The following is a 13,673-nucleotide window of genomic DNA, read 5'->3' as shown; positions in this document are numbered from 1 at the left end:
GTACTATATGCCAAAATATAAATGTGTGATTGCTTATGATGGCACAGATTTCGCTGGTTATCAGGTGCAACCTGAGAAACGAACGATACAAAGTGAATTTGAGGAAGTCCTAGCCAAAATGCATAAGGGTGAAATTGTAAAAGTGACAGCTTCAGGCCGGACAGATTCAGGGGTTCATGCAAAGGGTCAGGTCATTCATTTTGAATCACCCCTTACATTTCCTACTGAAAATTGGGTAAAGGCGTTCAGCGCCCTTCTTCCAAGCGATATCGTCGTTTTGGAAGTCGATATTGTGTCTGCAGATTTTCATGCAAGGTTCCATACGACTGGCAAGGAGTACCGATATATTATTGCCCGTTCAAAACTGCAGGATCCGTTTCAACGCAATTACGCCTATCATTATCCTTATTCATTAGATGAAAAGGCAATGAGGGAAGCAGTTTCCTATTTAATAGGGACCCATGACTTTACAAGTTTTTGTTCGGCAAAAACAGAAGTGGTCGATAAAGTCCGAACTATTCAAGAAATGGATTTTAATGAGACTGATGGATTTATGGTTTTTCGCTTTGTTGGAGAAGGCTTTCTGTATAATATGGTGCGTATCTTAGTTGGGACGCTTCTAGAAGTCGGGAGCGGCAAAATAGCACCTCAAGATATAATTGGGATATTGGACAAGAAAGACCGCAGTTTTGCTGGGAAAACAGCACCAGGTCATGGACTGTATTTATGGAAAGTATTTTACAAATAAAAATATTTTAAGTGTGATACCAGTTTTTTTACAAGTGACAAAATGGTTAAGATCAATAGTAAAGCGGGTTGAGGCGATACTGATCTTTTCGCTGAGTTGTAGAAAGTGTTTTATAGACAACTTATCCTAGTGTAACATTCCCTTGACAATGAAACTGGGAGAAGTTAATATAATATGGTATGTATTTTAATCCCACGATAAGCCCCGGAAGTTTATTGTGATTGAAAATAAATATAAAAAATTAAAAAGTTTTTTAGGAGGTTAACCATGCGTACGACATTTATGGCGAAAGCTAATGAAGTAGAACGTAAATGGTATGTGATTGACGCTGAAGGCAAAACTTTGGGTCGCCTTTCTACTGAAGTAGCATCCATCTTACGTGGTAAACATAAACCAACTTTTACACCAAACATTGACACTGGTGATCATGTAATTTTGATCAATGTTGAAAAAATCCATTTGACTGGTAAAAAATTGACTGACAAAATTTATTACCGTCACACTATGCATCCAGGCGGTCTTAAAACTAGAACTGCTCTTGAAATGCGTACAAACTACCCTGAGAGAATGCTTGAACTTGCTATCAAAGGTATGCTTCCAAAGAATTCTCTTGGTCGTCAAATCTATAAAAAATTACACGTATACGCTGGAGCTGAGCACCCACACGCTGCTCAACAACCAGAAGTATACGAATTACGCGGATAATTACTAAGGAGGTTACTATCTTGGCACAAGTTCAATATTATGGTACTGGTCGCCGTAAGAGCTCAGTAGCTCGTGTACGTTTAGTACCAGGCGAAGGTCGCATCGTTATTAACGGTCGTGACATTAATGAATATATTCCTTTCGCAGCATTACGTGAAGTTGTTAACCAACCACTAGTTGCAACAGAAACTACTGGAAATTACGACGTTCTTGTAAACGTTAGCGGTGGTGGATACACTGGTCAAGCTGGAGCAATCCGTCACGGTATCGCTCGTGCATTGCTTCAAGTTGATCCAGAATTCCGTCCAGCTCTTAAATCTGCTGGTTTACTAACTCGTGACCCACGTATGAAAGAACGTAAAAAATACGGTCTTAAAGGCGCACGTCGTGCACCTCAGTTCTCAAAACGTTAATTCTATTACCGTTTCAAAGGCTCTCAACCATTTTGGTTGGGGGTCTTTTTTTTGTATAAAATTTTTTAGCCCACACGTATTTCATCACTATCATAGCTCAATGTACCTTTGGGGCTCTCCTGTCTGCTCTATTAAGTAGTCTGTAAGGTGTTTATAGGAGTTCATTGTAATTTGAATATCCAGATGACCTAACCGCTCTTGAGCCTCTTTTATACCTGCACCAGCTTCAAATAAAAGGGAAGCATGTATAGTAATGGGGTAAAGTTCTTTATGCTTTTCAAAAATTACAGATACTTATCATAAAAGTAAGCCAAGCATTGAAATTTTGACTTTAAAATGATATCTCCCCCACTACTCTAAATTTGGGTGCATTGATCTACTCGGCTCTTTTTGTCTTTCTAAAGGTCTTAAACTAAAAATAATTTGCACTTTCATAAAATATGGATAAATTTTAGATTATATGGAAAAAGCTTATCACTTTCTCTGTGGTGATTGACTATTGATTTGCTGAAACATATCGTTAATGTGAAGAAAAGTAGAAGAAGGCGATTGTACATGAAAACTGGTATAGGCATGATATTGGAGCAACGAATATAGCGATTGACTTTGTACAAGAGGATGGAGACGTCCTACCAGCACATGAATTTCCGACCCAAGTAAAATACCAGGTTATACGCTACCAACTTGAGTGTATCGTGTGTAAAAGAATTCAATGCAACAATTCCTAACCATTACAGGAATCGGTATAGGTGCTCCGGGTCAGCTAGATTCGAAACAAGTGAAGGTACTAAATCCACACAATCTAAATCGTGGCATGGTTATCCTATAGTACAAAATATTGATAGCGCTTTCCTAATGCCGATCTAGCTATTCAAGTATTAAATCCTTAGCTGTTCGTATTAGGTGGTGGTGCCATCATCGAACAGCCAGCATTTTATTAATGGCTAGTAGAAAATAACCAATTACCTTTTACACCATGATAGCTAATTACTGAAGTTAGAAAAAGCGTCATGGTACATTGACGGGAATAAAGGGTGCTGCGGCTACTATCCTGTCGAAGGATTTGAGATATAGGAGGGAAACAAAATGGAATTTAAGACTACTGCGCATATTATTTCTCACTCCCACTGGGATCGGGAATGGTATATGCCTTTTGAAAAGCATCGGTACCACTTAGTGAAGTTGATGGATACACTTATCGATTTGTTTGAAAAGGGGGAAGATTTTCAGAGCTTTCACTTGGATGGACAAATGATTATTTTAGAAGATTATTTCCAAATTCGTCCTGATAAAAAAGAATTGATTAAGAAGCTAGTACAAGAAAAAAAGCTTCATATCGGTCCTTGGTATGTGTTACAGGACGCATTTTTAACAAGCTCGGAAGCGAATGTCAGAAATATGTTGTATGGGTTACAAGCTGCAAAGGAATACGGTGTTGTATCAAAGGTAGGGTACTTCCCAGATACATTTGGCATTTACGGTCAAGCACCTCAATTGCTTCAGCAAGCTAATATTAAAACTGCTGCGTTTGGGAGAGGTGTAAAACCAACCGGATTTAATAATATGGTGAGCGATGCGAAAACATTTGAATCGCCATATTCAGAACTTAAGTGGAAGTCGCCAGATGGATCGGCGGTGCTTGGTGTTTTGTTTGCGAATTGGTATTCAAACGGCAATGAAGTACCAGTGGATAGAGAGAGTGCGAAAAAATATTGGGAAACAAAACTAGCTGATGCTAAGAAATATTCTTCAACACCAAATCTTCTTTTCATGAATGGTTGTGATCATCAGCCAATTCAAGTGGATATAGGAGATGCAATCAAGGTGGCTGAAGAACTTTTTCCAGATATCACGTTTGTACACTCTAATTTTGATGATTATATGGAAGTACTTCAGGAATCATTACCAGAACAACTCCAGACGATTACCGGTGAACTGCGGAATCAACGTACAGATGGGTGGTCAACTCTTGTAAATACAGCCTCTGCCCGCATCTATTTAAAGCAGATGAATCAAAAGTGTCAAACACTTTTAGAAAAAGTGGCTGAGCCACTATCCGTTTTTTCCTATTTTCTTGGTCATGAATATCCACGTGATTATTTACGATATGCATGGAAAACTTTGATGGAAAACCATCCACATGACAGTATTTGCGGTTGTAGTGTAGATGAAGTACATCGAGAAATGGTAACTCGTTTTGAGAAGGTTCAGCAGACTGCATCAACTATTATCGAGGAGAAGGCCAATGAAGTTGTATCTCATATTTCAACGAAACAAAGTGTTGTTGATGAGGATATGATTCCAGTTGTTGTTTTTAACACATCAGGAAATACACGAGATGTGGTTATCGAAAAGGAAGTTGAGCTAGAAAAAGTCTATTTTTCAGATATGCCTTTTTCAGAGATTCCAGATTTCCTTGGTTCGAAGGATTTACCTGATATTAATTTGGTTGATAAAAGTGGTAAGGTACATGTTTGTAAAACAAAGGACATTGGTACCCGTTTTGGATATGAGCTACCAGGAGATGGTTTCCGACGTCCCTATTATGCAAGAATTATCAAATTAACATTCCTAGCTCAATCTCTTCCGGGCTATGGATATAAAACATTTTATATCAAACCGGCCAAGGAAACGAAGTTGAATGAACAGCCATCGATTAATCAATGTGCTCGTGAATTGGAGAATGAATTTGTTCATTTGTTTGTTCATGAAAATGGTTCGTATACATTGACTGACAAACAGACTGGGAAAGTATTCGAAAATCTAGGAATCTATGAAAATAGCGGGGACATTGGTAACGAATATATGTTTAGGAAGCCAAATGGTGAAGTTCCACTTACAACGAAAGATTTGAAAGCGGAGATAAGAGTAGTTGAAGACCATTCATTACGTTCCGTTATAGAACTTGTTCATGAGTGGAAGATTCCAAAAGAGGCTGATGAACAATTTCAACGAGAAAAGGAACTATTAGTTTGGCATAAGGACCGGCTATCAGGTCGATCTTCTGAAAATGTAACAATTCGTTTAACTACTCATATTCAGTTAGATCAAAAAGCGAAGGGGCCTTCTGTTAAGGTTACAATTGAAAACCAAGCAAAGGATCATCGTCTACGTGTTCTTTTTCCAACTAATCTAAGTACGAATGAACACTATGCAGACAGTATTTTTGAAGTGGCAAAACGTCCTAATATACCTGAAAGAGAGTGGGACAATCCTAGTTTCGATCATCACCAACAGGCTTTTGTAAGTGTAACAGATGGAAAGCATGGGATGACAATTGCGAATAAAGGATTACATGAGTATGAAATCCTTGAGGAACAACAAACAATAGCCGTTACGATTCTCCGTTCAACTTCTGAGTTAGGGGATTGGGGTCTATTTTCAACACCAGAGGCTCAATGTATTGGAACGTACCAAGCAGAATGGATGGTTATCCCTCACAAAGGTACAGTGGTTGAGTCAGAAGTATTCAAAGAGGCGTATGACTTCCAAGTGCCTGTGATTGCTGTACAAACAGATGTACATGAAGGGTTACTTCCAACCGAAAAGACATTTTTTTCTTGGGAAGGTAAATCATTAGCAATCTCTTCTATCAAATTAGCGGAGGAAAGAGATGATGTAATTGCTCGATGGTTTAACACATCTGAAAAAGAAACAAGGGTAATTGCTCAACCAATGCAAGGTACAAATAGCTATAAGAGTACTATCGTTGAGAATGTGAAAGAGCCGTTTGGAAATTCGCAAATTCAAGAAAAAGTAAAACCGTTTGAAATTATTAGCCTTGGTTGGCAAGTGAAGGAGTGAAGGTAATGAACACTGAGAAAACAATCCCACAATCACTATCTTATTTAATCGAAAAGGTGAAGAAGAATTTCCCTGAAGATAAAAAGCTTCATGAGATGTTTGAACAATGTTTTGTTAATACGTATGAAACAACACTAAAGCCACAAGAAGATGGAACAACATTTGTCATTACAGGTGATATACCAGCTATGTGGTTAAGAGATTCAGCTGCCCAAGTACGTCCATATTTACTTGCTGCTGAAAAGGACGAAGAAATGGCGAAATTAATTGAAGGTGTTGTTCGTCGTCAAATGAACTATATCGTTCATGACCCATATGCAAATGCATTCAATGAAACCGCTAATGGAAAAGGCCATCAAGATGATAAAACTGATATGTCCCCAATGACATGGGAACGTAAATATGAAATTGACTCACTTTGCTATCCAATTCAGCTTTCTTATCTTTTGTGGAAATCAACTGGAAGAACGGCCTACTTTGATGACACATTTGTAAAAGCATTGAACAAGATTTTGCATGTCTGGAAAGTGGAACAAAATCATGAGGATGAATCACCATATAGCTTTGAAAGAATGGATGTAAGACAATCAGATACTCTGAACAGGGATGGGAAAGGATCTAAAACTGTGAGAACAGGAATGACTTGGAGTGGATTTAGACCAAGTGATGATGCTTGTTTATATGGTTATTTAGTACCTGCAAATATGTTTGCGGTAGTAGTGCTAGGTTATGCATCAGAGATTTGTAGAGAAGTTTTAAAGGATGAAAGTCTTGCAAAGCAATGTGAGCAACTAGCTTCTGAGATAAAAGCAGGGATAGAAGAATATGCAGTGTTAGAACATCCGATTTATGGAGATTTATATGTCTATGAAACGGATGGAATGGGAAGATATCATCTTATGGATGATGCGAACATCCCTAGTTTACTAGCAGCTCCTTATCTGGGCTGGTGCCAATTTGATGATAAAACCTATCAGAATACTCGCGGCTTTTTATTAAGTAGAGATAATCCTTACTTTTATGAAGGAAAAGTGGCCAATGGAATTGGGAGTCCTCATACACCCGATCATTATATATGGCATATTGCATTAGCAATTGAGGGGATGACATCTACAGATGCTTCTGATAAAAAGAGAATTTTGGAAGAGATGAAGCAATCGGATGGCGGAACTGGATTTATGCATGAGGGCTTTAATTCAGACCAACCAGAAGAATTTACGAGAGAGTGGTTCTCATGGGCGAATTCGATGTTTAGTGAATTTGTATTAAGTTTATGTGGTTTTGCAGTTAAAGGTAGTCCGCTTTATAAAAAGCTACAAGAAAACAATATCTAAGTTAAGACACAGTACCGCATCTTGGTTGTTACAGAGGATGGATAAAATGATCTTACTAACAGGGGTGGGAATTTGTTGAAAATAAGCTATGGTCTTGTCACTGCGTTCTTAGGTTTGCTTTTAGTTTGTGTACTTCCGATTACGGGTTTTGCAAAACAGCCGGAATCATCTTATTGGTATCCTGAAACATTATTAAAGTGGAGTCCAGAAAATGATTCTGATGCTGTATATAACAAAAGTACTGTTCCATTAGCTGATAGAGAAGTTGTTTTCAATGTGAATGAAACATCTCAGTCAGAAGCTAAATTGGTTGCATTATCGGCATTAAATTCCAACACAAGCGGGGTTCCATCTCAAGGCGGAAATAAATTTTTTGCAAATACATTTAGCTACTGGCAGTACGTTGATTTAATGGTGTATTGGGCGGGTTCTGCTGGAGAAGGAATTATTACTCCTCCAAGCGCTGATGTGATTGATGCTTCTCATAAAAATGGCGTTCCAATCTTAGGTACTATTTTCTTTCCTCCAATAACGTACGGAGGACAAGCGAAATGGGTAGACCAAATGCTTACACAGCGTGAGGATGGGTCATTTCCTGCTGCTGACAAACTTTTAGAGGTTGCTAAATATTACGGATTTGACGGCTGGTTTATCAACCAAGAAACAGCAGGTGGAAATAATGAGACTGCACAAAAAACGAAAAAGTTTTTAAAATATCTACAAGGCAATAAGCAAGAAGACATGCACATTATGTGGTATGACTCAATGGTAGAAAACGGATCAATTAACTGGCAAAATCACTTAACAGATCGTAATAAAATGTTCTTACAAGATGGTAATGACAGAATTTCCGACAGTATGTTTTTAAATTTCTGGTGGACGAATCAACAATCTTCTCATGATAAGGCATTGGAAATTGGTAGAAGTCCATATGACCTATATACTGGCATTGATGTAGAAGCAAATGGAACTAAGACAAACATTCCTTGGAATGGCATTTTCCCAGAAGGACAAAAACCTTTGACTTCCTTAGGGATTTACCGTCCAGACTGGGCTTTTAAAACAACTGAAACAATGGAAGCGTTCTATCAGAAAGAACAAGAATTCTGGACTGGAAAAGCTGGGGATCCTCGCAAGACTGGTGAAAATGGAAACTGGAAAGGGATGGCTCACTATTTTACTGCAAAAACGGTAATTCAAGAGCTTCCGTTTGTAACACATTTTAATACAGGTAGTGGGAAATTCTTTGCAGTAGGTGGTTCTACACAAAGTATAAAAGAATGGAATAACCGTAGTTTACAAGATATTTTACCAACATGGCGCTGGTTAAAGGATAGCAAAGGGGAGCCTCTAAATGTTGATTTCGATTGGGATACAGCATTTTACGGTGGTAGCTCTTTGAAGGTTTCTGGTAACCTAACGAAAAAAAATGCGACACATGTGAAGCTTTATAAAACGAATCTACCAGTTGAAAAGGATACTGAGATTTCTGTAACTTACAAAACTGATGTGAAAAAGCCTAACATGAAGCTTGGTGTAAGCTTTGTGGATCAACCCGATGATTTTGTGTTTTTTGATGTGAAGAAAAAGAGTCGAGATCAATGGATGGAAGAAACATTTAAATTAAACAAATATAAGGGAAAAAAAATTGCAACTATTTCTCTATTCTTCGAGAGTGATGATGCAATAAAAGATTATCAAATCAACATCGGAGAAATTAAAGTTACAAATAAACATAACGATAAAGAGGTCCCAGCTATACCAACGAAAGCTAAGGTGAAAAATCCAACTTTCTCGAAGGGACTATATGCTGATTTAGATTTATCATGGGAGTCAGTGGAAGGTGATATTCAGCATTATGAAATTTATCGCGACCTTCCTAAAGGTAAAAAAGAATTTATCGGAGCAGTTCCAAACGATGCATACTACATTTCGAATTTACGAAGAAGTGGTAAGGAAACAGCAACTACCCTAGAAATCGTAGCTGTAACTACTGATTTTGTTCGAGGTAAAGCTGCGAAGGTAATGTTTAAATGGCCTGCATACCCACAACCAAAGGCAGACTTTAGCGTAAGTCAAACAGTCGCAGCACCAGGTGAAGAAATCCAATTTTTCAACAATTCATCTGAAGCGACAGAAGAAGTTGAATGGCAGATTGAAGGTGGTACACCTTTAGTAAGTACTGAGAAAAATCCAGTTGTAAGGTATGAAGAAGAAGGAGTGTACTCAGTTACCCTAATCGCTAAAAATAGCGAAGGGGAGGATGTCCTTACAAAAGAGGGATTTATTACAATTTCAAAGGATGCAAAAAACATTACTAACGTTGCACTGGACAAAACTGCAACTGCTAGTGGACAATGCGCCCCTTCTGAAGGACCAAAGTACGCGATTGATGGAATCGTGACGAATAATAGTAAATGGTGTGCAATTGGTGCAAATCATTGGTTAGAAGTCGATTTCGGTGAGGCGTTTCATCTATCAAAGTTTGTTGTCAAACATGCTGAAGCGGGTGGAGAGCCAGCCGCCTTTAATACGAGGGCATTCACGATCGAGGTAAGTCTTGACGGTGAAAATTGGACGAACGCAGTAACTGTCACAAATAATACAGATGCTATCTCAGAACATGCCATTACAACGACAGAAGCTCGATATATTCGCTTTTCTGTCCAACAACCAACTCAAGGTGGAGATCAAGCAATTAGAATATTTGAAGTCGAAGCATATGGATATTAAGTAATATGATAATCGGAAAGGGGTTTTTCCCCCTTTCCTTTTATCATATTGGTAGGGGATGAAAAACATGGGGAGAATGTTACAAGAAGTAAGTGAATGGATCGTTAGGTTAGTATGGACGAATATTCTTTGGTTTGTATTTATTGTAGCTGGATTAGGTGTTTTTGGGATTATGCCGGCGACTGTTGCTTTATTTGCTGTTACACGAAAGTGGAAGATGAAGGACCTGGATGTTTCCTTATTGAAAACATTTAAAGAAACCTTTAAAAAAGAGTTTGTCCGTTCAAATTGTATTGGGCTGATTTATGCAGTAATTGGCTTTTTTTTATATGTCGATTTAAGAATTGCTGAAAGCATGGAAGGAACGTTTTCCGTTATTCTTTATGTCTTTATTAGCTTTATCATTCTTTTATATTTGAATGCTATTGTTCACTTTTTCCCTCTGTATGTACATTATCATTACTCAATAAAGGATTACATAAAACAATCATTTATTATTTCACTTATTAGTCCTTTTTCTACATTAATGATTTGTATTGGTTTGTTTTTTATTGGCTATTTAATCACGAATATGCCGGGACTTATACCATTTATTTCAGGTGTACTACCTGCATATTGGATTATGAATGTTTGTATAAAAAGGTTTAAAACTCTAGAACAACAGCAATCACAAGTAAATGAACATATGAAGATCGAGGAAAGTATAAATTAATATAAAAATGGGGGATTTATATGTTTTTAGTAGAAAGAAAGCTAGAAGCAAGAATACAAGAATTGGCGCAGTACCGCTATCGTGATGGAATTGAGATTGGTCAGTTTAGTACGATTGAGGATGAGGGTGTAGTAGGCACATATCCTCCTATAGAAAAGGGTGAATCGACTTTACAACTAAGAGACCAATGGACGGGGCGAGACCGGTATCTTTGGCTACATGCAGATGTTCAACTTCCGACGGAATGGGCAAATAGAAAAGTAGTTGGTTTATTTGACTTTGGACGTACAGGCGGAGGAAATAATTCTGGATTTGAATCATTATTATTCTTAAATGGGAATCCATACCAAGGTGTTGATTCTAACCATCAGGAAGTATTTTTTCCACCAACCGAAATAGGAAACACTGTTCAATTAGATTTCAGACTTTGGTCTGGACTTGAAGGTGGTGGAGAGCCAAAGGAGCAAATTTATACACTTGAGATGGCCCAATTGGCTTGGTTAGACGAGGCTGTAGATGATTTATATTATACATCCCTAGCAGCGTGGCAAACAATTAAAGAACTTGGTGATGACCGACCAGAAAAACATGCAATTATAAAAGCGTTGAATCAAGCTTTTATGAAAATAAATTGGAGTAAACCAGGTAATGAAGCATTTTTTAGTAGTTGTGAGATTGCTAGTGTGGAATTAAATAAAAGTCTTAACGAAATCGAAAAACATCATCCTGTGACCATTCATTGTGTTGGTCATACACATATTGATGTTGCATGGCTATGGCGTTTAAAACATACACGTGAAAAGGCTGCTCGATCTTTTTCTACTGTTTTAAGATTAATGGAACAATATCCTGAATATTATTTTCTCCAAACACAGCCACAGTTATATGAATATATTAAAGAAGACTACCCAGAAATCTATGAAAATATTAAAAAGCGTGTAAAAGAAGGTCGTTGGGAAACTGAGGGTGCAATGTGGTTAGAAGCAGATTGTAATATTCCAAGCGGGGAATCACTAGTGAGACAAATTTTGTACGGGAAGGAATTCTTTAAAAGGGAATTTGAGGTAGATTGCAAGTATCTATGGCTGCCAGATGTATTTGGGTATTGCTGGGCACTTCCACAAATTTTGAAAAAGTCAGGAATCGATACATTTATGACCACTAAAATAAGTTGGAATCAGTACAATCGTATGCCAAATGATACTTTTAAATGGCGTGGAATTGATGGGACAGAAATCCTAACTCATTTTGTAACCACTCCTGAACCTTGGAATTCGGAAGATTCATGGTTTTATACATATAATGGGCTGATTACCGCAAAGACTGTAAACGGTACATGGAATTCATACCGGAATAAAGATGTTAACCAAGATTTACTTCTTTCCTATGGGTATGGTGATGGGGGTGGAGGAGTCAATCGAGAGATGATAGAGCTTCGTCGCAGATTTGAGAATATGCCAGGACTGCCAAAAGTAAAAACGACAAAAGCTGGAGAGTACTTCCAAAAGTTACACGAAAATATTGAGAATTCAAATGAGTATGTCCACACTTGGGACGGTGAATTGTACCTTGAATACCACAGGGGGACCTATACAAGTCAAGCATATACAAAACGAATGAATCGTAAACTCGAGTTGAGTTATAGGGAGTCGGAATGGTTGTCTGTGTGGAACTCTCTAATGTCTTCATGGGCGAAATATCCTAAGCAACAGCTTGATGAAGGTTGGAAGATTATTTTGCGAAATCAATTCCATGATATTATTCCTGGTTCATCCATTAAGGAAGTATATGAAGATGCAAAAGTGGAATATAAACAAGCAGAAGATATACAACTCGAAATTGATCAGAATAATTTCAATGAGTTTATTGAACCTAAGCATGGAACGTATACAGTCTTCAATGCAACTAGTTGGCAAGATCAACAAAGTGTATTCATCCCATACGATCAAACGAATGATGTGGTTGGAGGATGGACATCAGGTTCAGGTGAAATTCTAAATAGCCAACGAACTGAAAATGGTTGGTTAGTTGAATTAGAGGAGACCAAACAATTTGGTGCAGTAGAAATTCAATTCAAACAAGATCCTATGGTAGAAAATAAAACACCATTTCTTATTAAGGGAATGTTGTTAGAAACACCTTTTTATCAAGTTGAATGGAATAACTCCCTGCAACTGACTCGTATATTTGATAAGGAAGCTAGGCGTGAAGTAATAGCACAACAGGAAAAAGGAAACACCATTCAAATTTTTGAAGATAAACCATTAGCACACGATGCGTGGGATATTGATTTGTATTACCAAGAAAAAATGGAGGAAATCCGTGATGTAGTATCAAGTGAAGTTGTTGAAAATGGTCCGCTTCGTATTGTCATCCGGACGAAATGGAAGTATCAAAATTCTTTGGTTGAACAAGATATGATTTTCTATGCTCAAAATAGACGTATTGATTTTAAAACAAAAGTGGATTGGCATGAGCAACGTAAGTTAATGAAGGTAGCATTCCCAATTGATATTCGTTCTACCGAAGCAACTTATGATATTCAATTTGGTAATGTTAAGAGACCGACACATTGGAATACGAGCTGGGATATGGCACGATTTGAAACAGTTGGACATCAGTGGGCAGACCTTTCTGAAACAGGGTACGGAGTGAGTTTGTTAAATGATTGCAAATACGGGTATGACATTAAGGACCAAACGATTCGCTTATCCTTGCTAAAAGCAGCAATCTACCCTGATCCAACCGCAGATCAAGGAGAACACGAGTTTACGTATTCACTGCTACCTCATCAGGGAGATTGGAGAGTTGGGCAAACAGTAAAGCAAGCTTGGTTTTTAAATAATCAATTGAAAGTAGTAAAAGGTGGATTTTCACCAGAAGAAAGCTCGTTTATGAATCTGAATAACGATCATGTTAAGGTCGATGCGATAAAGAAAAAAGAGGGTGATGACGCAGTAATTATTCGCCTTCATGAGTATGAAGGGCGACGCGGAAATGTCTTGATTGAATTCCCAAGAAACGTTAAAGAATGGTATGAAACAAACTTGATGGAACAAGTTGATAGCAAGAAACAAACCGAACAAATCGACTTAGAAATAAAACCGTATGAAATTAAAACAATACTAGTCTATTTTCATGATGAAATAAGATAATACATTATAAACTATTTATCCCACTGTCGGGCAGTGAATCAACTTCACTTTCCGGCAGGAAATACAGTA

General features: G+C 37.7%; 8 protein-coding genes. All 8 read left to right on the top strand.

Annotated features, from left to right (window positions below):
• Positions 1 to 7: 7 nt before the first annotated feature.
• The 8 genes from truA to JFU24_RS15580 all read left to right on the top strand — a co-directional run bounded on the left by truA (position 8) and on the right by JFU24_RS15580 (position 13,604).
• On the top strand, positions 8 to 748 hold the full coding sequence (gene truA / locus JFU24_RS15615) for a tRNA pseudouridine(38-40) synthase TruA (RefSeq protein WP_201250180.1): 741 nt from the start codon (positions 8 to 10) through the stop codon (positions 746 to 748).
• Between the two features lie 267 nt (positions 749 to 1,015).
• Positions 1,016 to 1,453, top strand: a complete 438-nt coding sequence (rplM, locus tag JFU24_RS15610) for a 50S ribosomal protein L13 (RefSeq protein ID WP_034304960.1) — start codon at positions 1,016 to 1,018, stop codon at positions 1,451 to 1,453.
• A 20-nt stretch (positions 1,454 to 1,473) separates the two neighbouring features.
• Entirely contained in the window at positions 1,474 to 1,866 is a 393-nt protein-coding gene (gene rpsI, locus JFU24_RS15605; RefSeq protein ID WP_053349043.1) for a 30S ribosomal protein S9, read from the top strand.
• A gap of 1,086 nt (positions 1,867 to 2,952) precedes the next feature.
• Positions 2,953 to 5,670 (top strand): alpha-mannosidase, encoded by a 2,718-nt coding sequence (locus tag JFU24_RS15600; protein ID WP_201250179.1) that lies wholly within the window; start codon positions 2,953 to 2,955, stop codon positions 5,668 to 5,670.
• A 5-nt stretch (positions 5,671 to 5,675) separates the two neighbouring features.
• Positions 5,676 to 7,004, top strand: coding sequence for a glycoside hydrolase family 125 protein (locus JFU24_RS15595; RefSeq protein ID WP_201250178.1), 1,329 nt, complete (start codon positions 5,676 to 5,678; stop codon positions 7,002 to 7,004).
• Between the two features lie 75 nt (positions 7,005 to 7,079).
• Positions 7,080 to 9,737: an endo-beta-N-acetylglucosaminidase gene (locus tag JFU24_RS15590; protein ID WP_207203208.1), complete on the top strand. Its 2,658-nt coding sequence runs from the start codon at positions 7,080 to 7,082 to the stop codon at positions 9,735 to 9,737.
• A 67-nt stretch (positions 9,738 to 9,804) separates the two neighbouring features.
• Positions 9,805 to 10,449, top strand: coding sequence for a YesL family protein (locus JFU24_RS15585; protein WP_201188212.1), 645 nt, complete (start codon positions 9,805 to 9,807; stop codon positions 10,447 to 10,449).
• Between the two features lie 20 nt (positions 10,450 to 10,469).
• Positions 10,470 to 13,604 (top strand): alpha-mannosidase, encoded by a 3,135-nt coding sequence (locus tag JFU24_RS15580; protein WP_201222454.1) that lies wholly within the window; start codon positions 10,470 to 10,472, stop codon positions 13,602 to 13,604.
• Positions 13,605 to 13,673 lie beyond the last annotated feature (69 nt).

The sequence above is a fragment of the Peribacillus sp. TH27 genome, assembly GCF_016650915.1.
Classification (GTDB): domain Bacteria; phylum Bacillota; class Bacilli; order Bacillales; family DSM-1321; genus Peribacillus; species Peribacillus butanolivorans.
Note: the sequence above shows the minus strand (reverse complement) of the source record. Positions and strands in the feature narration are given on the sequence as shown.